28 protein-coding genes are annotated in these 22663 nt (G+C 74.5%); 13 read left to right on the top strand and 15 right to left on the bottom strand.

Going from position 1 to position 22663, the window contains the following annotated elements; all coding sequences use genetic code 11:
* Positions 1-166 precede the first annotated feature (166 nt).
* From ACI79A_RS15505 to yidD, 3 genes are all read left to right on the top strand, one after another.
* Entirely contained in the window at positions 167-289 is a 123-nt protein-coding gene (locus ACI79A_RS15505; protein WP_457084647.1) for a hypothetical protein, read from the top strand.
* Between the two features lie 255 nt (positions 290-544).
* The gene (locus ACI79A_RS15510) at positions 545-1402 is read left to right on the top strand and encodes an SDR family oxidoreductase (protein WP_457084648.1); all 858 of its coding nucleotides are present in this window, start codon (positions 545-547) and stop codon (positions 1400-1402) included.
* 4 nt (positions 1403-1406) lie between these two features.
* Entirely contained in the window at positions 1407-1928 is a 522-nt protein-coding gene (gene yidD / locus ACI79A_RS15515; protein ID WP_457084649.1) for a membrane protein insertion efficiency factor YidD, read from the top strand.
* Positions 1929-1932: 4 nt separating this feature from the next.
* On the opposite strand, the gene mmuM is transcribed toward yidD, so the two are convergent.
* From mmuM to ACI79A_RS15530, 3 genes are all read right to left on the bottom strand, one after another.
* On the bottom strand, positions 1933-2850 hold the full coding sequence (gene mmuM / locus ACI79A_RS15520; RefSeq protein ID WP_457084650.1) for a homocysteine S-methyltransferase: 918 nt from the start codon (positions 2848-2850) through the stop codon (positions 1933-1935).
* Complete coding sequence (locus tag ACI79A_RS15525) at positions 2847-3653, bottom strand: hypothetical protein (RefSeq protein ID WP_457084651.1); 807 nt, start codon at positions 3651-3653, stop codon at positions 2847-2849. The genes mmuM and ACI79A_RS15525 overlap by 4 nt, the downstream gene beginning before the upstream one ends.
* 75 nt (positions 3654-3728) lie before the next feature.
* Positions 3729-4373 (bottom strand): hypothetical protein, encoded by a 645-nt coding sequence (locus ACI79A_RS15530; RefSeq protein ID WP_457084652.1) that lies wholly within the window; start codon positions 4371-4373, stop codon positions 3729-3731.
* Between the two features lie 68 nt (positions 4374-4441).
* Here ACI79A_RS15530 and arfB point away from each other — a divergent pair, with 68 nt between their 5' ends.
* Positions 4442-4879 (top strand): alternative ribosome rescue aminoacyl-tRNA hydrolase ArfB, encoded by a 438-nt coding sequence (gene arfB / locus ACI79A_RS15535; RefSeq protein WP_457084653.1) that lies wholly within the window; start codon positions 4442-4444, stop codon positions 4877-4879.
* 35 nt (positions 4880-4914) lie between these two features.
* On the opposite strand, the gene ACI79A_RS15540 is transcribed toward arfB, so the two are convergent.
* Complete coding sequence (locus ACI79A_RS15540; protein ID WP_153362550.1) at positions 4915-5064, bottom strand: hypothetical protein; 150 nt, start codon at positions 5062-5064, stop codon at positions 4915-4917.
* 254 nt (positions 5065-5318) lie between these two features.
* Between ACI79A_RS15540 and ACI79A_RS15545 the strand changes: the two genes are divergently transcribed.
* From ACI79A_RS15545 to ACI79A_RS15555, 3 genes are read left to right on the top strand one after another with little or no spacing between them, the layout of a single operon-like run.
* Positions 5319-7892: a molybdopterin oxidoreductase family protein gene (locus ACI79A_RS15545; RefSeq protein WP_457084654.1), complete on the top strand. Its 2574-nt coding sequence runs from the start codon at positions 5319-5321 to the stop codon at positions 7890-7892.
* Positions 7892-10432, top strand: coding sequence for a nitrite reductase large subunit NirB (gene nirB / locus ACI79A_RS15550; protein ID WP_457084655.1), 2541 nt, complete (start codon positions 7892-7894; stop codon positions 10430-10432). The genes ACI79A_RS15545 and nirB overlap by 1 nt, the downstream gene beginning before the upstream one ends.
* Positions 10429-10842 carry a Rieske (2Fe-2S) protein gene (locus ACI79A_RS15555; RefSeq protein WP_457084656.1) on the top strand — a complete coding sequence of 138 codons (414 nt, stop codon included), beginning with the start codon at positions 10429-10431 and terminating at the stop codon, positions 10840-10842. Before nirB ends, ACI79A_RS15555 begins: the two co-directional genes overlap by 4 nt.
* Here ACI79A_RS15555 and ACI79A_RS15560 read toward each other — a convergent pair.
* Together ACI79A_RS15560 and ACI79A_RS15565 are read right to left on the bottom strand one after the other, a co-directional pair.
* Positions 10832-11050 (bottom strand): hypothetical protein, encoded by a 219-nt coding sequence (locus tag ACI79A_RS15560; protein ID WP_457084657.1) that lies wholly within the window; start codon positions 11048-11050, stop codon positions 10832-10834. The two genes, ACI79A_RS15555 and ACI79A_RS15560, sit on opposite strands and share 11 nt — an antisense overlap.
* A gap of 30 nt (positions 11051-11080) precedes the next feature.
* Positions 11081-11176: a DUF2000 family protein gene (locus ACI79A_RS15565; RefSeq protein WP_457084658.1), complete on the bottom strand. Its 96-nt coding sequence runs from the start codon at positions 11174-11176 to the stop codon at positions 11081-11083.
* Between ACI79A_RS15565 and ACI79A_RS15570 the strand changes: the two genes are divergently transcribed.
* Complete coding sequence (locus tag ACI79A_RS15570; protein WP_457084659.1) at positions 11135-11449, top strand: helix-turn-helix domain-containing protein; 315 nt, start codon at positions 11135-11137, stop codon at positions 11447-11449. The genes ACI79A_RS15565 and ACI79A_RS15570 overlap by 42 nt on opposite strands.
* Positions 11450-11452: 3 nt before the next feature.
* Here ACI79A_RS15570 and ACI79A_RS15575 read toward each other — a convergent pair whose 3' ends face one another.
* The 9 genes from ACI79A_RS15575 to ACI79A_RS15615 all read right to left on the bottom strand — a co-directional run bounded on the left by ACI79A_RS15575 (position 11453) and on the right by ACI79A_RS15615 (position 19474).
* Positions 11453-11851 (bottom strand): hypothetical protein, encoded by a 399-nt coding sequence (locus tag ACI79A_RS15575; protein WP_457084660.1) that lies wholly within the window; start codon positions 11849-11851, stop codon positions 11453-11455.
* On the bottom strand, positions 11848-11988 hold the full coding sequence (locus ACI79A_RS15580) for a hypothetical protein (protein ID WP_457084661.1): 141 nt from the start codon (positions 11986-11988) through the stop codon (positions 11848-11850). Before ACI79A_RS15580 ends, ACI79A_RS15575 begins: the two co-directional genes overlap by 4 nt.
* A gap of 1 nt (position 11989) precedes the next feature.
* On the bottom strand, positions 11990-13414 hold the full coding sequence (locus tag ACI79A_RS15585) for a hypothetical protein (RefSeq protein WP_457084662.1): 1425 nt from the start codon (positions 13412-13414) through the stop codon (positions 11990-11992).
* Positions 13414-13911, bottom strand: coding sequence for a SigE family RNA polymerase sigma factor (locus ACI79A_RS15590; protein ID WP_457084663.1), 498 nt, complete (start codon positions 13909-13911; stop codon positions 13414-13416). The genes ACI79A_RS15585 and ACI79A_RS15590 overlap by 1 nt, the downstream gene beginning before the upstream one ends.
* Before the next feature lie 205 nt (positions 13912-14116).
* On the bottom strand, positions 14117-14911 hold the full coding sequence (locus ACI79A_RS15595; RefSeq protein WP_457084664.1) for a hypothetical protein: 795 nt from the start codon (positions 14909-14911) through the stop codon (positions 14117-14119).
* A 109-nt stretch (positions 14912-15020) separates the two neighbouring features.
* On the bottom strand, positions 15021-16466 hold the full coding sequence (locus ACI79A_RS15600) for an MFS transporter (protein WP_457084665.1): 1446 nt from the start codon (positions 16464-16466) through the stop codon (positions 15021-15023).
* A 227-nt stretch (positions 16467-16693) separates the two neighbouring features.
* Positions 16694-17569, bottom strand: coding sequence for a formate/nitrite transporter family protein (locus tag ACI79A_RS15605; RefSeq protein WP_457084666.1), 876 nt, complete (start codon positions 17567-17569; stop codon positions 16694-16696).
* A 58-nt stretch (positions 17570-17627) separates the two neighbouring features.
* A complete protein-coding gene (gene cynS, locus ACI79A_RS15610) occupies positions 17628-18077 on the bottom strand; it encodes a cyanase (protein ID WP_457084667.1) in 450 nt (149 codons plus the stop codon).
* 254 nt (positions 18078-18331) lie between these two features.
* Positions 18332-19474 (bottom strand): uroporphyrinogen-III synthase, encoded by a 1143-nt coding sequence (locus tag ACI79A_RS15615; protein WP_457084668.1) that lies wholly within the window; start codon positions 19472-19474, stop codon positions 18332-18334.
* Between the two features lie 103 nt (positions 19475-19577).
* Here ACI79A_RS15615 and ACI79A_RS15620 point away from each other — a divergent pair, with 103 nt between their 5' ends.
* The 5 genes from ACI79A_RS15620 (at position 19578) to ACI79A_RS15640 (ending at position 22617) form a co-directional block, all read left to right on the top strand.
* Positions 19578-20084, top strand: a complete 507-nt coding sequence (locus tag ACI79A_RS15620; protein ID WP_457084669.1) for a PH domain-containing protein — start codon at positions 19578-19580, stop codon at positions 20082-20084.
* Between the two features lie 280 nt (positions 20085-20364).
* Positions 20365-21003: a translation initiation factor IF-3 gene (gene infC / locus ACI79A_RS15625; protein WP_457084670.1), complete on the top strand. Its 639-nt coding sequence runs from the start codon at positions 20365-20367 to the stop codon at positions 21001-21003.
* An 85-nt stretch (positions 21004-21088) separates the two neighbouring features.
* The gene (gene rpmI, locus ACI79A_RS15630) at positions 21089-21283 is read left to right on the top strand and encodes a 50S ribosomal protein L35 (protein ID WP_457084671.1); all 195 of its coding nucleotides are present in this window, start codon (positions 21089-21091) and stop codon (positions 21281-21283) included.
* A gap of 36 nt (positions 21284-21319) precedes the next feature.
* A complete protein-coding gene (rplT, locus tag ACI79A_RS15635) occupies positions 21320-21712 on the top strand; it encodes a 50S ribosomal protein L20 (protein WP_457084672.1) in 393 nt (130 codons plus the stop codon).
* Positions 21713-21819: 107 nt separating this feature from the next.
* Positions 21820-22617 carry a TrmH family RNA methyltransferase gene (locus tag ACI79A_RS15640; protein WP_457084673.1) on the top strand — a complete coding sequence of 266 codons (798 nt, stop codon included), beginning with the start codon at positions 21820-21822 and terminating at the stop codon, positions 22615-22617.
* Positions 22618-22663: the final 46 nt, after the last annotated feature.

The raw sequence follows: 22663 nt of genomic DNA on the forward strand, positions 1-22663 counted from the left end.
TGCGGTACAGCGTGCCCGATGCCCGGCAGCTTCCCGGCGTCACGGTCCTGCGGTCGCGGCGACGGGCCTTTCGGTAACGAAACGGTCACGACTCCTCCAGTCGCGCATGAAGGTGGTCGATGCAGGAGAGAAGGTGAACAGCAGGTAAACGAAAGGTGGATGGGACATGCGCGAACGCTTCTGCCCGGAGTGCCGCTGGACGCTGGTGACCGACCGGGACGGCCGTCGCCGCCTCGAGATGCGCTGGGTGCCGCTCGGCGCGGAGACGCCGATGGCCCGCGCGGCCTGAGCGAGCACCCGCAGGACGCCCCGGCCCGGGCGGTAGGAGGGGTGCGCAGCGACGCGCGCCTCTCCCACCGCCCGGGTCGTGTGCCGTCCGCGAGCAGTCCCGTCGGAACACCCGGGCGGACGCGGCCGGCCGGCAGGTTCCGCCCGGGGTGGACCGGGTAGGCGGGGGGCGACGCGGCACCCGGCCGGCTCCTGTGCGAGCCGGCTCCCGCGAGCAGTGCGGAGGGTGCCGCCCGACCCAGCAGGAGGAACCACCGTGTCTTCGCCCCGCCCCGAGTCCCAGCCCGAGCAGCAGCAGACCCCGCCCGGCACCCTCGGCGAGATGGACCCCAAGCCCGACCACGGCGAGGAGAGCTACACCGGCTCCGGGAAGCTGACCGGCAAGCGCGCGGTCATCACCGGGGGCGACAGCGGCATCGGCCGCGCGGTCGCCATCGCCTTCGCCCGGGAGGGCGCCGACGTGCTCATCGCCTACCTCGACGAGCACGAGGACGCGCAGGAGACAGCGAAGTACGTGGAGCAGGCGGGGCGAAAGTGCGTGCTCGTGCCCGGTGACCTCGCCGACCGCGCGCACCAGAAGACGATCATCCCCAAGGCCCTCGAGGAGCTGGGCGGGATCGACATCCTGGTCAACAACGCGGCGTTCCAGATGACCCACGAGACGATCGAGGAGATCTCGGACGAGGAGTGGGACCACACCGTCGCGCTGAACCTGACCGCGATGTTCACCTTGTGCAAGGACGCCATCCCGCACATGAAGCCCGGGTCCGCGATCGTCAACTCGTCGTCGGTGAACTCCGACATGCCGCGGCCCAACCTGGCGCCGTACGCGATGACCAAGGCGGGCATCGCCAACTTCACCGCCAGCCTGGCCCAGCTGTACGGCAGCAAGGGCATCCGGGCGAACAGCGTCGCGCCGGGCCCGGTGTGGACGCCGCTGATCCCCTCGACCATGCCGGCGGAGAAGGTGGCGAGCTTCGGGTCCGAGGTGCCGCTGGGGCGCGCCGCCCAGCCGGCCGAGCTGGCCCCGGTCTACGTGCTGCTGGCCAGCGACGAGGCCAGCTACGTCTCCGGGGCCCGGGTCGCCGTCACCGGCGGCAACCCGATCCTCTGATCCGATGGTCTTCGTCTGGGGCTGGGGCGGCGGCGGGCCGCGACGCCGGCGTGGTTTCGGCCGGCCGCGGCGCGGGTTCGGCCCGGGCTACGGCCGCGGCTACGGTCCGCCGCCCGGCTACGGCGGCTACGGCGGCTACGGGCCCGGCTACGGTCGGGGGTACGGCCGCCGCGGCGACGACTCGTGCCTGCGCAACCTGTTCTTCCTGAACACCGGTTGCTGCCTGGCGCAGGCCATCGGCTGTGGCATGGACATGTTCCTGGTCGCGCCGACGACGTTGCGCCGGGTGCGGGCCGATGCAGGGAGCGGGCGACTGGCCGACCGGCTGATCTCGGCGGTGCGGCTCTACCAGCGGGAGATCAGCCCCCGGCGGCCACCGTGCTGCCACTTCACCCCGACCTGCTCCACCTACGCGGTCGAGGCGCTCGAGCGGCACGGGGCGCTGCGCGGCAGCTGGCTGACCGTGCGCCGGCTGGTCCGGTGCCGACCGGGAGGCGTCCGGGGCGCGGACCCGGTGCCCGACTGAGGAGCTACCGGACGGCGTCGGCGATGGCGGCTGCGACCCGCCCGATGTCGTCCGGGCGCACCCGGCAGCACCCGCCCACCAGCCGCGCCCCGGCGTGCAGCCACCCGCTGGCGTCGCCGACCCCGGGCTCCCCGGTCCAGCGGCGGGCGGTGGCGTCCCAGCGCTCGCCGCTGTTGGGGTAGGCCACCACGGGCTTCCCGCTCGCCTCGCCCACGACCGCCACGGCCCGGGCGACGCCGGAGGGGTCGGTGCAGTTGAGCCCGACGGCGATCACCTGGGCGATGCCGCGGGTCATGGCCGCCACCTCGGCCACCGGCTCCCCTCGGCGGGTCCGCGGCACCCCGTCCGGGCCGGTCACGCTCGTCAGCGACAGCCAGGCCGGGACGTCGAGGGCCACCAGCTCGGCCAGCAGCGCCTCGACCTCGACGGCGCCGGGCAGCGTCTCGACCGCCAGCACGTCGGCGCCGGCCTCGGCCAGCAGGGCGAGCCGGGGCCGGTGGAACGCGCGGAGCTCCGCCACCCGCACGTCGTCGAGGTAGGCGCCGGTGTACTCCGACCCGTCGGCCAGGAACGCCCCGTACGGGCCGACCGACCCGGCGACCCAGCCGGTGCGCCCGGCCGCGGCGAGCCCTTCCCGGGCCAGCCCGACCGAGCCCGCGATCAGGGCCTGGGCGCGCTGCGGGTCGATCCCGGCCGCGGCGAACCCCGGCAGGGTGGCCTGGTAGCTGGCGGTGGTCAGCACCTGGGCGCCGGCCGCGGCGAAGGCGGCGTGCGCAGCCACCACCGCGGCCGGGTCGTCGCGCAGCAGCCGGGCCGACCACAGCGCCGAGCCGACGTCGTGCCCGCGGGACTCCAGCTCGGTGGACAGGCCCCCGTCCAGGACGACCGGGCCGGCGGCGAGGGCGGCGGCGAGGGAGGTCACGCCTCCGATGGTGACCGGCGCCCGGAGCGGAGGCCCGGGGTGCGGCGGTCGGCTGCGACGAAGGCGACGGCCACGGCCAGCGGTGCGGCCCCGGCGATGCCGGTCACGGCGAGCACGTCCGCGAAGGTCGCGGTGGAGACCGGGGCGGAGGAGAGCAGCGCCCAGCCGAGCCCGGCCAGCGGCACGGTGACCAGGCCGGTGCCCAGCGCCAGCCGGACCCGGGCCGCCCGTCCGGCGCCGGCGGCGAGCACGCCGGCGAGCACGGCGGGCACCACCGGGACGAGGCAGCGGACGAGCAGGTCGGCGGGGCGTTCGGTGGAGGTCGAGTAGGACGCCAGCGACAGGACGGCGGTGGCCGACACCGCGGCCGAGCCGGCCAGCAGCCCCCACCACAGCCGCACCGCCCGGGGGTCGGACAGCACCGATGCCGGGCGCACCAGCCGGGCGGACAGCAGGCAGAGCGCGGCGCTGATCAGGAGGAAGGAGACCAGCGACTGCGGGACGTCGGACACCCCGGAGCCATCCCGGCCGGGCAGCTGCCAGGGCTGGCGGCCGAGCAGGGCCAGCAGCACGGTCAGCCCGGTGATCGCCAGCAGCAGTGCGGCCGGGTGCAGGACACGGGGCGCGGACTCCGCGGCGGCCCGGGCGTCGAGGGCCTCGGCGCGGCGCAGCAGGTCGGCCATCACCGGGTTCTCCGGCGTGGTGGGCACGGCCGGAGGCTCGTCCGGGCGCTCGTTCCCGACGAGCGGTGCGACGGCGTTGCCGGTCACCAGGTGGAGCCGCGGCGAGGCGTCCTGAGTCACCACCTGAGCGTCACACTCGGTGACCGGGCGCGCGACCCGAACGCCGGTCCGTCACCGGACCGGGCGACACGTCCGTCACCGAACGGGGTCCGGTCCCCGCTGCTCACCCGCCAGGGTGGTCGGCTGCTTCCTCGGCAGGGTGATGGCCAGCGCGATCAGCAGAGGCACGACGCCGAACACCGCCGCGGCGTACAGCGACCCGAGCAGCGCCTCCGCGGCCCCGGCGTCGGCGTAGAGCGCCCAGCCCAGGGCGAGCATCGGCAGGGTGAGCACGCCGATGCCGATGGTGGCTCGCAGGTGGGCCCGACGGCCGAGCGGCCGGGTGGCCACGCCCGCGAGCAGCACCGGCACGAAGGTGAACAGCCAGTCGAACACCGGGATGACCGGGCCCTCGCCACCGCCCAGTGCCGCGAAGTACAGGTCGTTCCAGCCCTGCGCGAAGGCCGAGACCACCGCGAGTGCTCCCCAGGTCGCGGCGGCGACCGTGGAGCCCAGCGCCCACGGGCGGGTGAGGGCGACGGCCACGGCCAGGCAGACCAGTGCGGTGCCGATCACCAGGGCCAGCAGCGACGCCGGGACGTCGGCCACCTGCCAGCCGGACAGGGTCCGCCGGGGGGCCGGCCAGTCCAGCGACCCGACGACGCCGACGGCGGCGGTCAGCAGCACGGCCGCGACGGCGAGCGGCAGCGGGCCGGGATGGGCGGACCTCTCCTCTGTCATGGCCGCAGCCTCGCAGGTCGGCCCGGATCTCAGTCGTGGGCGACGCGCCGAGCAGGGAGGATGGCCCCGTGCCCGGGGACGACGCCTTCGCCGACCTGCCGGTGACGGCCTCCCTCGTCGTCCCGGCGGGCCTGTTGTCGTGGCGGTTCTCCCGGTCGTCGGGGCCGGGCGGGCAGGGGGTGAACACCGCCGACTCGAGGGTGGAGCTGTCGGTGGCGCCGCTGGAGCTGCCCGGGCTGAGCGATGCGCAGCGGGCGCGGCTGGCCGACCGCCTCGGGGGCCGCCTGGTCGACGGCGTGCTCACCGTCGCGGCCAGCGAGCACCGGCAGCAGCTGCGCAACCGGGAGGCGGCCCGCGAGCGCCTGGCCGCGGTGCTGCGTGCGGCGCTGGCCCCGCCGGCGCCGGCGCGGCGGAAGACCAAGCCCTCGCGCGGCTCGCAGGAGCGGCGGATCAAGGCGAAGAAGCAGCGCGGGGAGACCAAGCGGCTGCGCGGCCGGTGGGACTGACGCTGCCGACGTGGTCCGGTGCGCCTCGCGGCTCGCTAGCGCCGACGGGCCACGCGGGTGCCGACCAGCACGCCCATCAGCGACCAGAAGGCGCCCACCCCCACGCCGGCCAGCACCACCCAGAACGGCACCCGCATCTCGTCGGTCGCCGTCGCCACCAGTCGTTCCTGCACGCTCGGTTCCATGGGTTGCAGCCTGGCCGATGACGGCCTGCGCGTCACTCCCCGCCGTCCTCCCGCGGACCGGACGGCGGCACAGGGTCCCTCCGGAAGCCTGTGCTCTGCTCACTGGTGGTGAGCAGAGCACAAGCTCCGCTGGACCCCCTCTGGGTCCTCTCCGGGCCGCCGCACGGAGCGCGTCGGGCGGGTGTGCGGACGACGGAACGCGAGCTTGACCTGAGCGCAGCCACCGGGAAACGGCCTCCGCGCAGGCTCGGGATGTGTCCGCCGCCGTCTCGTTGCCCACGCCCGGTGTGGGTACGCGCACCACCGAGACCCACTGCCCCTACTGCTCGCTGCAGTGCGGCATCACCATGACCGCCGGCGACCGGCCCGCGACGCTCGTGCCGGCCGATTTCCCGGTCAACCGCGGCGGCCTGTGCTCCAAGGGCTGGTCGGCCGCCGAGCTGCTCGACCACCCCGAGCGGCTCACCCGCCCGCTGGTCCGCGCCGACCCCGCCGACCGCACCAGCCCGCTGGTCGAGACCAGCTGGGACGAGGCGCTGGCCCGGGTGGTGGCCGCGATCCGCCGCACCCAGACCGAGCACGGCCGCGACGCCGTGGGCTGCTTCGGCGGTGGGGGCCTGACCAACGAGCAGGCCTACCAGTTCGGCAAGTTCGCCCGGGTCGCGCTGCGCACCAGCGCCATCGACTACAACGGCCGGTTCTGCATGTCCTCCGCGGCCGGCGCGGCGATGCGGGCCTTCGGCCTGGACCGTGGCCTGCCGTTCCCGCTGGCGGACGTCGCCGAGGCCGACGTCGTCGTCCTGGTCGGCAGCAACCCGGCCGACACGATGCCGCCGGCGATGCAGTACTTCGACGCCGGGCGCACCGCGGGTGCCGAGCACATCGTCGTCGACCCGCGCCGCACGAACACGGCGAGGAACGCCGACCTGCACGTCCAGCCGCTGCCGGGCACCGATCTCGCGCTGGCCAACGGGCTGCTGCACATCGCGATCGCCGAAGGCCTCGTCGACACCGAGTACGTCGACGCCCGCACCACCGGCTTCGCGGAGGTGCGCGCCGGCGTCGCCGGGTACTGGCCGGACCGGGTGGAGCGGCTCACCGGCGTGCCGGTGCAGCAGCAGCGGCGGATCGTCTTCGCCCTGGCCCGCGGCCGGCGGTCGATCATCCTCACCGCGCGCGGCGCCGAGCAGCACCGGCACGGCACCGACACCGCGACCGCCTGGATCAACCTCGCGCTCGCCCTCGGGCTGGTCGGCCGGCCGGGCAGCGGCTGGGGCACCGTGACCGGGCAGGGCAACGGGCAGGGTGGCCGCGAGCACGGGCAGAAGGCCGATCAGCTGCCCGGCTACCGGAAGATCACCGACCCGGCCGCCCGCGCGCACGTCGCCGCAGTCTGGGGCGTCGACCCGGACGACCTCCCCGGCCCGGGGCGCAGCGCGTTCGAGCTGCTCGACGCCCTCGGCACCGACGGCGGGGTGCGCACCCTGCTGGTGCTCGCCTCCAACGTCGCCGTCTCCGCCCCCGACGCGCGCCGGGTGGTCAGCCGGCTGCGCGACCTGGACTTCCTCGCGGTCAGCGACTTCTTCCTCTCCGAGACCGCCGAGCTCGCCGACGTCGTCCTGCCCTCGGCCATGTGGGCGGAGGAGGAGGGGACGATGACCAACGTCGAGGGCCGGGTCATCCGCCGGCGCCGGGCCCTGCCCCCGCCCGGGGAGGTCCGCGACGACCTGCAGCTGCTGGCCGAGCTCGCCGACCGGCTGGGTGTCGGCGGCTTCAGCGGCGACGCCGAGGCGGTCTTCACCGAGCTCGGCCGGGCCAGCGCCGGGGGAGTGGCCGACTACGCCGGGCTCAGCTACGACCGGATCGACGCGAACCAGGGGCTGTTCTGGCCCGTGCCGGACGCCGAGCACCCCGGCACGCCCCGGCTGTTCACCGAACGATTTGCCCACCCCGACGGGCGGGCGCGGTTCACCCGCGTCGAGCACGTGCCGGCGCACGAGGAGCCCGACGCTGAGTACCCCTACGTGCTGACCACCGGCCGGGTGCTCGCCCAGTACCAGTCGGGCACCCAGACCCGCCGGTCGCGCAGCCTGCAGCTGGTCGCCCCCACCGCGCGGGCCGAGCTGCACCCCGACCTCGCCCGGCGGCTCGGCATCACCTCCGACGACGTCATCGAGCTGACCACCCGCCGCGGCCGGGCCCGGTTCCACGCCACGGTCACCGACGCCGTCCGCCCCGACGTGGTCTTCGCGCCGTTCCACTGGGGCGGCGGGTCCTCGGTCAACGCGCTCACCGACCCGGCCCTGGACCCGACCAGCCGGATGCCCGCCTTCAAGGTCTGCGCCGTCGCCGTCTCCCGGGTCGGCGGGCCCGAGGAACTGATCGATCCACCCGACCCGGCCGCCCAGCCGCAGCCGCGCAGCCACCAGAGCCCGACGTCCCCCACGCCGCACGCCCCGTCCCGGAGGAGGACCACCCGAGTGAAGAGCAGCCCGCGCTTCCTGCAAGGCGTCTACCCGATCACCGGCGAGGGGCTGGCCAAGCCCGGCCCGCTGGACCCCACGCTCCGCTACGAGGTGCCGCAGGGGAAGACCGCCCAGGCGCTGTACCTCCGTGGCGGCAACTCCACCGACGAGCTCGTCTACCTGCTGCTGCTGCGTGACGGGCAGCCGATGCGCTGGTTCCCCATCGGGGCGAAGGGCGACGTCAACGTGCCGCTGCGGGTGGTCGAGGACCTCGACGGCGGCACCGTGGTCGAGCTGCACGTCGCCGCGCCGGAGGGCGTCACCGGCGACGTCGTCGTCGACCTCGGGTTGGTGGAGGTCTGATGGGCGCCGTTCTCGGTGGCCGCCCGGCGGGGATGACCTCGCTGCACTTCGCGCTGGACGACGCCGACGGCGTCGACTCCCGGCAGCGGCTGGTCGTGGTGGGCAACGGCATGGCCGGCGCCCGGCTGGTCGAGGAGGTGCTCGAGCGCGGCGGCGGCGAGCAGTTCGCGATCACCGTGTTCGGTGAGGAGCCGCACGGCAACTACAACCGGATCATGCTGTCGCACGTGCTGGCCGGGGAGGAGCACGAGGACGACATCGTGCTCAACAGCCACGACTGGTACGCCGACAACGGCGTCACGCTGCGCGCCGGCGTCCGGGTCGAGCGGATCGACACCCACGCCAAGCTGGTCCACGCCACCGACGGCACGGCGACGCCCTACGACCAGCTGGTCATCGCCACCGGCAGCCGCTCGTTCGTGCCGCCGATGGAGGGCATCCGCACCGCCGACGGCGCGCTGCTGCCCGGGGTGCTGGGCTTCCGCACCATCGACGACACCCGGGCGATGCTGGCCGCGGCCGCCGAGCACGAGAAGGCGGTCGTCGTCGGCGGCGGGCTGCTCGGCCTGGAGGCCGCCCGCGCGCTGCAGGGCCACGGGCTGGCCGTGGAGGTGGTGCACGCCGGCACGCACCTGATGAACCAGCAGCTGGACCCCGACGGCGGCGCGATCCTCAAGCAGTCGGTGGAGGAGCTCGGCATCGTCGTCCACCTGGCCACCCGCACCACCGAGGTGATCGGCCGCGACCGGGTGCGCGGCGTGGTGCTGGCCGATGGCCGGGCGATCGACGCCGACCTGCTGGTGCTGGCCGCCGGCATCCGCCCGGTCACCGAGGTCGCGCTGATGAGCGGGCTGGAGGTCGAGCGCGGCATCGTCGTCGACGACCAGCTGCGCACCGACGACCCCGACGTCTACGCGGTGGGGGAGTGCGCCCAGCACCGCGGCGAGGTCTACGGCCTGGTCGCCCCGGTGTGGGAGCAGGCCCGGGTGCTCGCCGACGTGCTCACCGGCACCGACCCGGACGCCGAGTACCACGGCTCCCGGACGGCGACCAAGCTCAAGGTCGCGGGGGTCGACGTCGCCACCATGGGGCTGAACCGGCCCGAGCGCGACGCCGACGAGTTCCTGGTGATCTCCGAGCCCCGCCGCGGGGTGCACCTGTCGGTGGTGATCCGCGACGACAAGCTGATCGGCGCCACGCTGCTCGGCGACACCCGCAAGGTCGCCTTCCTCACCCAGGCGTTCGACCGCGGCACCCCGCTGCCGGAGGAGCGGATCCGGCTGCTGGTCGACCTCTCCGACGGCGTCGCGGAAGCCGGCGTCGCCGAGCTGCCGGCGGAGTCCCAGGTGTGCAACTGCAACGGCGTCACCAAGCAGGCGATCTGCGACACCGTCGCCGGCGGGTGCTCCAGCGTTGGCGGGGTCATGGACGCCACCCGGGCCGGCAAGGGGTGCGGGTCGTGCAAGTCGCTGGTCAAGCAGATCGTGGAGTGGGCGGCCGACGGCGACGTCGTCGAGGACCCGACCGCGAGCTGGTACGTCCCCGGCATCCCACTGACCAAGCCGGCGCTGACGGCCGCCATCCGGGAGCAGGACCTGCGCAGCGTGTCGGCCGTCTTCGCCGCCCTCGCGCCCGGCGGGGAGGAGGACGCGAAGTCGAAGATGGGGCTCACCTCGCTGCTGCGGATGATCTGGGGCAGCGACTACGAGCAGGAGAACGACGCCAAGTTCATCAACGACCGGGTGCACGCCAACATCCAGCGTGACGGCACCTTCTCCGTCGTCCCGCAGATGAAGGGCGGGGTGACCACCGCGGCCCAGCTGCGGAAGATCGCCGACGTCGCGGAGAAGTACGAGGTGCCGATGATCAAGGTCACCGGTGGCCAGCGGATCGACCTGCTCGGCGTCCGCAAGGAGGACCTGCCCGGCATGTGGGCCGACCTCGACATGCCCTCGGGCTACGCCTACGGCAAGAGCTTCCGCACCGTGAAGACCTGCGTCGGTTCCGACTTCTGCCGGTTCGGCCTGGGCGACTCCACGCAGCTGGGCATCGACCTGGAGACCCGTTTCCAGGGCATCGAGAGCCCGGCGAAGATCAAGATGGCCGTGGTCGGGTGCCCGCGGAACTGCGCCGAGGCCTACGTCAAGGACGTCGGCGTCGTCGCGGTCGGCAACGGGAAGTGGGAGGTGTACGTCGGCGGGGCGGCCGGGGCGAGCGTGCGCAAGGGCGACCTGCTGGCCACCGTCGACTCCCCGGAGGCGGTGATCGAGCTGACCGGGCGGTTCCTGCAGTACTACCGGGAGAACGCCAACTGGCTGGAGCGCACCTACGACTTCGTGCCCCGGGTGGGGCTGGAGAAGGTCAAGGCGGTGCTGCTGGAGGACAGCGAGGGGATCGTGGTGCACCTCGACGAGGGCATCCAGCGCTCCATCGACGCCTACACCGACCCGTGGGCGCAGGACCGGGCGGAACCGGCCACCCCCGGGCAGTTCCGCACCGCCCTGCCGCTGGTCGACCTGCCGCTGGTGCCGGTCCGATGAGCGTCACGCACGTCGACGCCCCGCAGGCGCCGACCACCCCGGGAACGGAGACCGGGACGCCCGCCACGGGGGTGACCGCACCGGGCACCGAGGCGGCGCAGCAGGGCCGGGCGCACGTCGTCGGCCGGGTCGAGGACGTGCCGCCGGGGGAGGGGCGGGCCTTCGTCGCCGGCGACGTCCAGGTGGCGGTGTTCCGGCTGCGCGACGGCTCGCTGCACGCCACCCAGGCCGCCTGCCCGCACGCCGGCGGGCCGCTGGCCGACGGGCAGACCGACGCCCGGGTGCTGGTCTGCCCGCTGCACCTGTACGCCTACCGGTGGAGCGACGGCGCCCCGACCAGCGGCGGCAACGCGCCCGTGCGGATCTACCCGGTGCACGAGGCCGACGGCGCCCTCGTCGTCACCGTGTGAGGTCGCTCCGGGGCTCCGGCGCGGTCGCGGCGCGCCGGACCCGCCGGCGCTGCACGGCGATCCGGATGGCCCAGCCGACGGTGAGCACGACCACGAGGACCCAGAACCGGGACCACGAGGAGACCCGCACCACGACCTCGGCGACCAGCACCAGAGACAGGGCGAAGGCCACCTCGAGGGCCAGGTCCCGCACGGATGAACGTCGCATCGCCGCCCAGCAGACCACACGTCCGGCTGCTCAGGAGTGCATGCGCGCGCCTTTGAGCACCTTGTCGACGGTGTTCTTCGGGCCGTGGACGGCGAGCCCGACCAGGTCCAGGTCGGCGCCGGGCACCGCGTGGCCGAGGGGCTGTCGCTGGATGCGACGGCCGCGGAGTTCGGGGTGCACCCCACGCACCTGGTGCGGGCGTTCACCCGGCGGCACGGGCTGCCGCCGCACCGGTACCTGACGGGCCGGCGGGTCGACCGGGCCCGCCGCCTGCTGCTCGACGGCCTGCCACCCGCGGAGGTGGCGACGGCGGCCGGCTTCTGCGACCAGGCGCACCTCACCCGGCACGCTCGCCGGATGCTGGGGACGACGCCGGCCGCCTACGCCCGCTCCGCCTGATGCTCAGGGCGCCGGCACCTCGGCGGTGGCCTCCATCGGGCCGCCGCACTCCGCGCTGCCGCCCACCCGCTCGAAGTCCAGGTCGGCCTCGACCTCCGCCAGCACCGACCCGTCCGGGGCGAGCACCGTGGCCACTGCCGAGTCCGGCAGCGGGCCGCTGGGGACGATCCAGCTGAGCACCGGCGGGCCGGCCTCAGCAGGCGGATCGTCCAGGGTGATGCGTTCGCACGGCGGAGAGCAGTCGAGCTGCACCGAGCCCACCGGGTGCCCGGACCAGTCCCCGGTCAGCTCGACCCGGACCGAGGGCAGGTAGCCGATCGCCGGGCAGGCGGTCGAGGTGCCCGCGCCGCATCCGGCGAGGAGCCCGGCGACCGCCGTGAGGACCGTTGCGCCGATCCTCACGGCGTGGCCCCGCTGACCGGCAGCGGCGCCGGTACCGGCCGCGGCCGGAGGGGACGGCGACGCAGCGCGTTCCCGCGGGAACGCGCCTCCTCGGCCAGCTGCCGGGCGGCGATCACCGACGCGGGCTCGGCGGCCACGTCAGTTGCCGCCCGCCGGGGTCGCGGCGATGTCCTCCAGCCCGTCGAACCCCAGCGCTCCGGCGCTCCCGAGCGAGCGTCCTCCGCTGCGGAACTCCACGCTGCCCAGGTCCGCCGGCGGGGGCACGACGGCCACCCCGTCGACGAGTGGGACCTCCGCGACCAGGGCTCCGGAGCCGTCGAGCACCCGGGCGGTGTCGGCGACCGGGGGACCGACCAGGACCAGGCTCTCGACCGGTTCGGTCCCCTGCAGGAAGGGTGCGCTGCAGTGCAGCACGAACAGCTGCTCCGCCAGCGGGACGCCGGCCTCGCGGAGGTCGCTGGCGCACCAGGTGCTGGCGACCACCCCGTCGGCGGACTCCGCTGCCAGCAACGCCTCCAGGTGGACCGCGCCCGAGGGCAGCGTCGCGCCGAGCAGGTGCACCTCGGCCGTCTCGGCGGTGGAGGCCGGCACCTCGCCGGACCAGATCACGGTGAACTCGAGGTCCTCGAGCGATAGCCCGGTGATCTCCAGGACGTGGTCGATGCCGCCGGTCAGCACCGGGTCACGGTCTCCGGGTTCGCCCCGCAGCCAGGTGAGGGGGACGTCGTACGCTGCCGAGACCCCGACCGAGCGGGAGGTCGCGGGCATGGCGGTGGTCACCGCGGTCCCGTCGCGGGTGACCCGGTAGCGCAGCGCTTCGTCGTAGGTGCCCGCCGCAGGTGGCAGGACGAGCGCGGCCACGCCGTCGGAGACGTCGACCGGCTCGAAGCTGCGGTCGACGGCGCCGTCGGCGGCGACCTCCGGACGCCGGGACAGCGAGATGTCGTCTCCCGGCGCGGCCACCACCACGAGGGCACCGGTGCCCGCGTCGGACAGCGCGACCGGGCTGCTGGCGTCGATGCCGCTGAGCAGCGACGCGGGCTGGAGCTCGGCGGCGTCGGCGCCGGCGGGGCCGGTGAACCAGGCCGTGGCCACGCGGCCGACGTCGTGCTCGGGGTCCTGCGCGGCCACCAGCGCCCAGCGCGCGCCGGCCACGTCGTCGACCCAGACCACGTGCCGGGAGTCCAGCGGTGGGTCGACCTGCGCGGTCGGGGCGTTCGGGTCGTCGGCCTCGGTCCACGTCAGCCGGCGCACACCCTCGACGAGGTCGGCGTCCTCGGCGAGCGCCCCGCGGGTGGGTCCGGAGAGGACGTCGGCCTCGGCCGGGACCGGGAGCTCGGCAACGACCGGGGTGGTGACCGACGCACGCTCTGCCGGTGACAGGAGGGACGGCACACCGACGACGACACCGGCGACCACGGCGGCGACTGCGGTCAGGGCCAGGGCCTGCCGTCGCTGGGTGCGGCGCCGGGTCACGACCGCGCCGGCCAGGTCGTGGCGGGGTGGCGGGGCCGTGCGCTCGGCCAGCCGGTGCAGCCGGTCGTGCAGGTCGGTGGGCTCCATCAGGCTCGCTCCTCCCCGAACGCGTACGCCGGCGGGCTCAGCAGTTCCCGCAGCCGGGCCAGCCCGCGGGTGGTCTGGGTGTTGACGGTGCTGGCCGAGCAGCCCATCGCCTCGGCGGTCTGCTGCTCGGACAGGTCGGCGTAGAAGCGCAGGACGACGGCGGTGCGCATGCGCGGGGGCAGGGCGCGCAGCGCGGTCCGCAGCTCCTCGTCGTCGTCCGGCGTGGGCGGGGCGGCCCGGTCGGGCAGCTGCTCCACGACCTGCTCGGTGGTCGACCGCCGCCGTCGCCAGCTCGTGTGGCTGGTCACCAGCACGCGCCGGACGTAGGCCGTGGGGTCGCCGGCACGGGTGATCCGCCCCCAGCGCCGGTAGCTCTTCAGCAACGCCGTCTGCACCAGGTCCTCCGCATGGCCTCGGTCCCCGGCCAGCAGGACGGCGAGCCGCAGCAGCGCTGCCTGCTCCCGGGACACGAAGTCCTCGAAGCTCAGCCCGTCCACCCGGTCTCCTCCCGCTGGTCGCTCACCCGTCTACACGCGGTGAGCGGCACGGCGGACCCACAACGGCGGTCACGAAGCGGTCACGAATGTCGGGGACGCGGCCGTCCCCCTGCAGCAATCGCTGTCCTCCCGCACCAACGTTGCTGCGGGAGGACAGGCAGTGATCAGGTCACCTGATCACTGCTGGCGGCGAGAGGGTTCCTTCTCAGGCGGGTGGGAGGCCCAGTTCGGTGAGCGCGGTGGTGACGTCGTCGTCGCGGACGAAGTCCAGCGCGAGCAGCCGGTGCACCAGCACCCCGCGGCGGGTCAGCCGCAGGTCGGCGGGGCGCAGCCGGGGACGCACCGCCCCCGGCCGGGCGACGACGGGCGGCGGGTCGAGCAGACCGGCGCGCTGCAGGTCGGCGAGGTCCTCCCGGGCACCCCACGCCGTCCAGGCGCGCGGCTCGTCCTCCAGCGACCCCATCGGCAGCGGCGCGCGGTCCCGCCGGCCGACCGCGGCGAGCAGCACCAGTTGCCGCCAGCTGCACGAGTCGGCCAGCTGCAGTGCCCGGGTGGCGAGCCCGGGGTCGATGTCGGGGGAGACGGCGGTCTCGGCGAGCAGGTAGCCCAGGTGCCGGACCTGCCGCTCCTCCGGAGTGCGGCGCGCGGACTGCAGCACCGACTCGGCCAGCCGCTCGGCGGCGGACCGGGTGGCGACGGTGGCGGCGAAGAAGCCGTCCCGGCGGACGTGCCGGCCCTGCTGCCCACGGGTCACCGCCAGCTCGGCGGCGAAGGCGAGAGCGGCACCGGCGCGGGCGCGTTCCCACAGCAGGGGAAGGTCGGCCGCGCCGGTGGCGGCGTCCCGCAGGCAGGCGGCCAGCCGGTCGTCGAGACGGACGGCGCCGGGCCCGTCGCCGAACAGCAGCGCCGCGACCGCGTGGCTCATCGAGCCGGCCACGAGCTCCCCGGTCTCCACCAGCGACCGGGCGGGCGGCGTCTCGCCATCCAGGGAGTCCCTCACGCGGTGATCATCGCTGTCGGGCGCCGGCGGCGCACCTGCCGGAGGCGCTCGTCTCCCTCCGCCGGGGCAGCGCGGGGTGCGGGGAACGGTCCCCGCACCCCGCGTCGGATCAGACCCCGGCCTGCTGCATCAGCGTGCCGCGCCGCAGGTAGACGAACCAGGTCACCGCGACGCAGACGACGTAGAAGGCGCAGAAGGCCCCCAACGCGGTCTCGACGCCACCGGTGGCGCTGTAGGACTCGGAGATGATCCGCGGGATGAAGACCGCCCCGAGCGCGCCGACCGCGGAGATGAGGCCCACCGCGGCTGCGGTGTCCCGCCTGGCGCGGTACATCGTCTGCGCCGCGGTCTCACCCGTGCTGCTGGCGGCGGCCTCGGCCCGGTAGATGATCGGGATCATCCGGTAGGTCGAGCCGTTGGTCAGGCCGACGATGCCGAACAGCACCAGGAAGCTGAGCAGGAACCCGGTGAAGCTGCCGGCGTCCACGAACGCGATGGCCACGCCGATAGCCAGGGCCTGACCGACGAAGGTCACCACGGTGATCCGCGCCCCGCCCACGCGGTCGGCCAGCAGCCCGCCCAGCGGCCGGGTGAGCGAGCCGACCAGCGGGCCGAGGAAGGCGTACTGGTACGTGTTCGCCGCGAACTCGTTGGCCAGCACCAGCGGGAAGGCGCCGGAGAAGCCGATGAACGAGCCGAAGGCACCGATGTAGAGCAAGGACATGAGCCAGGTCTGCTTCCGGCGGGCGATCGCCGCCTGCGCCCCGACGTTGGCCCTTGCACCCGAGAGGTTGTGCATGCCGAACCAGGCGCCGGCCATCGCGAGCAGGATGAACGGCACCCAGATCAGCGCCACGTTCTGCACGTAGCGATCGGCGCCGTCGTCGGTGGTGCCGGAGGCCCCGCCGACGATGGCGAGCGCTCCCGCACCGGCGGCCAGCGGGCCGATCAGCTGGATGATCGCCACCCCGATGTTGCCGCCGGCGGCGTTCAGCCCGAGCGCGAACCCCTTCTCCTTGTCCGGGTAGAAGAAGGAGATGTTCGCCATCGACGAGGCGAAGTTGCCACCCCCGAACCCGCAGGTGATCGCGGTGAGCACCCAGAACCAGTAGGGCTGGTCGGTGGTCGCGGCGACGACCAGCAGGGTGACCGGGAGGAGCAGCAGGGCAGCGCTGACCACGGTCCAGTTCCGCCCGCCGAACAGCGCCGGCATGAACGTGTAGGGCACCCGCATGATCGCCCCGACCAGGCCGGCGGTGGCGACCAGCCAGAACAGCTGGTTGCTGGTGAACCCGTAGCCGATCGAGGCGAGCACGGCGGTGGAGACGCTGAACAGCTGCCACACGCTGAAGCCGATGTTCTCGGCGAACACCGACCAGACCAGGTTCCGGCGGGCGACGGGTCTGCCCTGCGGGGAGGCCCAGAAGGCCGGGTCCTCGGGGTCGTAGTGGTCGAGCCACCTGCCGCCGACCCGGGTCACCGGACCGCTGCCGGCCGGGGGTGCGGGGGCGGCCGCGGCGGCGACGCCGGCGCGGTCGAGCTGGGTGTCGGTCATGGCGTCATCCCCTGGGTGCCGGGCCGATCGGCGGCGGGTCCGCCGGGCCTGGGACGACGCTAGGAACCGGCCGTTTCCGTCCCGGCGCGGCCACGTGACCGGGGCGGAACATGCGCCGCACGCCGCCCGCCCGGTCGTGGTGAGACGGGTCCGGCCCCGGGACGGCGACGGCGGCCTCCCCCTGGCGCAGGGGGAGGCCGCCGTCCGGCTGGCGGTGGGGGCGCTGGTCAGCGCGTCCCGACGGGGGTGGTGTCGGCCGGCACGGCCACCTCCCGGGGGACGCCGCCGGGCAGCAGCGGCTTGCGGGTGGCACCGGTGCGGGCGTGCGTGGCGTAGAGCGTGAGCCCGACGAAGGCGAGCCCGCCGACCAGGTTGCCGATGACGGTCGGGATCTCGTTCCAGACCAGGTAGTCACCGACCGAGAAGTCCCCGCCCAGCAGGAGACCGGAGGGGAACAGGAACATGTTCACGATCGAGTGCTCGAACCCCATGTAGAAGAAGAGCATGACCGGCATCCACATCCCGATGACCTTGCCGGAGACCGACGTCGACATCATCGCCGCGACCACGCCGGTGGAGACCATCCAGTTGCACAGCACACCGCGGAGGAACAGCGTCAGCATCCCGGCCCCGCCGTACTCGGCGTAGCCGACCGTGCGGCCCTCGCCGATCGTGCCGATCGCCTGGCCCACCTCGTTCGGCGGGATCGAGAAGCCGTAGGTGAAGATCACCGCCATCATCACCGCGACGGTGAAGGCGCCGGCGAAGTTGCCGGTGAACACCAGGCCCCAGTTGCGCAGCATGCCGCGCACGGTCACCCCCGGCCGCTTGTCGAACAGCGCGAGCGGCACGAGCGTGAAGACGCCGGTGAGCAGGTCGAAGCCGAGCAGGTAGAGCAGGCAGAAGCCGACCGGGAACAGCAGTGCGCCGATCAGCGGGTTGCCGGTCTGCACGGAGACGGTGACGGCGAACGCGGCGGCCAGGGCGAGGATCGCACCGGCCATGAACGCGCGGATCAGGGTGTCGCGGGTGGACATGAAGACCTTCGCCTCGCCGGCGTCGATCATCTTGGTGACGAAGTCCTTGGGTGCCACGTAGGACATGCGGGTGCTCCTCGGCTGTGCAGGTGCAGGAAGAGGGGTGGCGCTCAGCGCGCCGGGGTCACCAGCGGTAGTCCAGGAACTTGCCGTCGAGGGTGATGACCACCCGGTCGCCGTCGGGGTCGGGCCGGCGGGCGATGTCGACGCGGAAGTTGATCGCGCTCATGATCCCGTCGCCGAACTCCTCGTGGATCAGCTCCTTCAACGCCGGGCCGTAGACCGACAGCGCCTCGGTGAGCCGGTAGATCGTGGGGTCGGCCAGCCGGGCCGGGTCGGTGCCGCGGGACGGCTGCAGCTGCAGGCTCTCCACCACCGTCTCGTCCAGCCCCAGCAGCTTGGCGGCCAGCTCGGCCTGCTGCTGGCTCATCGGGTGCTGCCCCAGCAGCGCGGCGGTGGTCCACACCACCGGGGCGCCGATCTCCTCGGCGAGCTGGGCCCAGGTCAGGCCGCGGCGGATCCGCGCGGCCACCACCAGGTCGGCGGCGTCGGACTTGGACAGGATCGGGGTCATCGCGCTCCTCGCAGAACCGGTGGCGGTGCCACCGCGGACGGGATGCGCTGACGCTAGGAACCGGGCGTTTCCGCCGCGGCGCGCGGCGATGACCGCCGCGGAACAGTCACCTCACATCGACCGGGCGCCTGTCGTGAGCTCGGCCCCCTCCCGGGGCCCGCCCCGAGCCTCGGGCGGCCCCGTCCGGAGGCTCACCCCGAGCCTGCGAGGGGTGAGGGGGACGGGGTCCTTCCCGGGGAGAAGGGGGTCCTTACTCAGACCGCGAGGCGGTAGCCCCGCTTGACCACGGTCTCCACGACCGGGGCCCCGAGCGCCGCCCGCAGCCGGGTCACCGCCATCTCGACCGCGTGCGCGTCGCCACCGCCGGAGAGCTCGGCCAGCAGGTCGGGGCGGGAGACGACGACCCCGGGCCGGCGGGCCAGCGCCCGGAGCACCGCCATCGGGCCCGGTGGGAGCTCGACCAGCCGGCCGTCGAGCACCGCGGCGTGCCCCCGCACCTGGAGCGTGTGCGCTCCGGAGGTGAGCACCGGGTGACGGGCTGGGAGCTGGGCGACCACCTCGCGGGCCAGCGCGCCGAGCCGGGCCCGGGTGGGCTGCACCGAGCGGATCCCGGCGGCGTCCAGCGGCCCGGCGGTGACCGGCCCGACCGCGACCGGCAGGACGGCATCGGCGAAGGCGGCGAGCACCCCGGCCCGCACGCCCTCGTCGGCCGCCACCTGCAGCAGGCTCGCTGCGGCCGGTGCGCTGGTGAAGGTGACGGCGTCGACCCCGCGGGCGGCGATGGCGGTGACCAGCCGGCGCAGCGGCGCGGTGTCCTCGGGCAGCACCCACCGGTAGACCGGGACGCGCACCACCTCGGCGCCGGCCCGCTCCAGGCCGGCGACCAGCTCCGGCAGCGGGTCGCCGTGCAGCTGGACGGCGATCCGGCGGCCCGGCAGCGGGCCCTCGGCGCCCGAGAGCAGGTGCTCGAGCACCTCGGCGGAGCTCTCCGACTCCGGTGACCAGGCGTCGACCAGCCCGGCGCCGCGGATGGCGCCGCGGGCCTTCGGGCCGCGGGCGAGCACCCGGGCGCCCTGCAGGTGCTCGCGCAGCGGCAGGTCCCAGGCATCGGCGGCCTCGAGCCAACCCCGGAAGCCCACTCCGGTGGTCGCCACCACCAGGTCCACCGGCCGGGCCAGCACCTCTTCCGTGGCCGAGACCAGGTCCGCGTCGTCGGACAGCGGCACGATCCGGATCGCCGGGGCGTAGACCACCCGGGCACCGCGGCGGTCCAGCAGGGCGCCGAGCTCCTCACTCCTCCGGGCCGCGGTCACCGCGACCGTGTAGCCGGCCAGCGGCAACAGCTCCTCGACCACGGCGTCGTCCTGCGGGCGGTGGTCGAGCGGGCTCCCGGTCACACCCCCATGGTGCGCGTTCGGATGTTCCAACCGTGTGACACGGAACCCCACCGGTACCGAACGGGAGCGGCGCGATGCCCGCCCGGCGGTGCAGGATGGAGCCGTGCCCACCCCTGGACCCGACGTCGCCGCGCCCGCCCCGGTCACCGCCGTCCCACGCCGGCTGCGCCTGGTCACCGCGGTGGCCGCGGCCGGGCTCGTCGGGGTGATGGTGGTGGTCGCCGTCCTGCTCAAGGAGTCCTCGACCGGCGTCGTCGCCTTCCAGACCGCCGACCAGCTGGCCATGGTCGGGCTGGGCCTCGCGCTCGGCGCGGGGGTGCTGGTGCTGGGCCGGTCCCGGGTGCACGCGGACGCCGAGGGGGTCCGGGTGCGCAACATGCTCGTCGAGCACCAGCTGCCGTGGGACGCGGTGCGGGCCGTCCGGTTCGACGAGCACTCGCCCTGGGCCAGCCTGATGCTGACCAACGGTGACGAGCTGGGTGTGACCGCGGTCCAGGCCACCGACGGCGCCCGCGCGGTGGCCGCCGTCCGGGGGCTGCGGGCGCTGCTGGCCGCCCACCAGGAGCGGCACGCCACGCCGGCTCCCGACCTGCTCTACCCCTGGGAATGACGCACGCGGTGACGACGCTGTAAGGTGAGTGCGCCTCCCCCCGCTACATCGAGGCGCGTGAACCACGGTGGCCGAGATCCAGCATCCCGGCCGCTGACCGAAGAGGAGCCCGCTCCCACCTGGCGCCGTCACAGGCACCCAGGTCCCCGGATCACGCAGGTCGGCTCTGCCGTCCCGCGTGAACCGCACGGACACCCCCGCCCCGGGGTGCCCTGTGTGGCGACCGGCGAGTGGGCCCCGTGAGCAGCAGCTCGCGGGGCCTTTGTCGTCCGGCGCCCGGGTGGGCCAGCGAACTCCTCCCCGCAGCAGCAGAGGAGAGGCCATCACCGAGCCCCGCATCAACGACCGTATCCGCGTCCCCGAGGTCCGCCTGGTCGGTCCCGAGGGCGAGCAGGTCGGCATCGTGCCGATCGGCGAGGCGCTGCGTCTGGCGCAGGACAGTGAGCTCGACCTGGTCGAGGTCGCCCCCATGGCCCGGCCGCCCGTCGTCAAGCTCATGGACTACGGCAAGTTCAAGTACGAGACCGCGCAGAAGGCCCGCGAGGCCCGGCGCAACCAGGCGCTCACCGTCATCAAGGAGATGCGGCTGCGCCTGAAGATCGACCCGCACGACTACGAGACCAAGAAGGGCCACGTCGAGCGCTTCCTCAAGGGCGGCGACAAGGTCAAGATCACCGTGATGTTCCGCGGTCGCGAGCAGTCCCGCCCGGAGATGGGCTACAAGCTGCTGCAGCGACTGGCCGGCGACGTCGCCGACCTCGGGGTGGTGGAGTCCAACCCCAAGCAGGACGGCCGGAACATGGTCATGGTGATCGCACCGCACCGGAACCAGGCGGCGACGGACACGGCGCGGCGCACCGCGAAGGCGGAGAAGCAGGCGGCCAACGACGCGACCGCGGAGCAGGCGCCCCCGGCCTGACGCCGGCCGGGCACCACACCGACGCACTCGCGCCGGGCAGCAGCTGCTGCCCGGCGCCGGGCAGACACGAACAGGACGTCTAGAGATGCCGAAGAACAAGACCCACAAGGGCGCCGCCAAGCGGATCCGCGTCACGGGCACCGGGAAGCTGGTGGCCGAGCACCAGAACAACCAGCACAAGTTCGAGCACAAGTCGAGCTCCCGGAAGCGCCGCATCAGCGGCACCGGTGTGCTGTCCCCGGCCGACACCAGCCGGATGAAGAAGCTGCTCGGTCGCTGACCGCCCCCTCCGTAACCAGAAGACAGGAGCTCTCACGTGGCACGCGTGAAGCGGGCGGTCAACGCCCAGAAGAAGCGTCGTACGACCCTCGAGGCGGCCAGCGGGTACCGCGGCCAGCGCTCGCGGCTCTACCGCAAGGCCAAGGAGCAGATCCTCCACTCGGCCACCTACAACTACCGCGACCGCAAGGTCCGCAAGGGTGACTTCCGCAAGCTGTGGATCACCCGGATCAACGCCGCGGCGCGCCAGAACGACATGACCTACAACCGGTTCATGCAGGGCCTCAAGCTCGCCGGCATCGACCTGGACCGCCGCGTCCTGGCCGAGCTCGCCGTCTCCGAGCCGGCCGCCTTCGCCACGCTGGTGGAGTCCGCCCGGGCCGCGCTCGCCGCGAACCCCGAGGCGACCGGCGCCGCCACCGCGGCCTGACGCCGCAGCACCGCACTGCACGACGCCGTCGTGGGCGGGTCCTCGAGACCCGCGCACGACGGCGTCGTCGTCTGTCCGCCCACGGATGAGAGGACCCTCGTGCCGACATGCTGACCGAGCGTTCCGCGCGGGTGGCGGCTGCCCGCAAGCTCACCCGCCGCAGCGGCCGGGACGCCGCCGGCGCGTTCCTGGCCGAGGGGCGGCAGGCGGTCGGCGAGGCGCTCGCCGAGGCCGCGGGCAACCCGGACGCCGTCCGCGAGGTGTTCGCCACCGAGACCGCCGCCGCCGCGCACCGGGAACTGCTCGCCGCCACCCGGGTGCCGGTCCGGCTGGTCACCGAGAAGGCCGCGGCGTCGCTGTCGGAGACCGTCACGCCGCAGGGACTCGTCGCCGTCTGCCGGCTGCGCGACATCCCCGCCGAGGCGTTGCTGGTCGACCCGCCGCAGCTGGCGGTGGCGCTGGCCGAGCTCAACGACCCGGGCAACGCCGGCACCGTGCTGCGCACCGCCGACGCGTGCGGCGCCGGCGCCGTGGTCTTCGGCGCCGGGTCCACCGACCCCTACAACGGCAAGGTGGTGCGCAGCAGCGCCGGCAGCCTCTTTCACGTCGACGTCGTGCGCAGCGCGCCGCTGGACCGGCTGGTCCCCGACGTGCAGGCCGCCGGGGTCACCGTGCTCGCCGCCGACGGCGGGGGGGAGGTGCCCCTGGACGCCGCCGCCGGCGAGGGGCTGCTCGCCGGACCGGTGCTGTGGCTGTTCGGCAACGAGGCCCGCGGACTGGACCCGGAGCTGGGTGCACTGGCCGACGCGCGCGTGCGGGTGCCGATGCGCGGTCGCGCGGAGAGCCTCAACCTCTCCGTCGCCGCCTCGATCTGCCTCTACACCACCCAGCTCGCCCAGGGCTGAGCGGAACCCGGGCGCGGAGGGCGGCCCGGGCCGGGCAGAATGGCGT

The organism is Modestobacter sp. SYSU DS0657 (assembly GCF_054050925.1).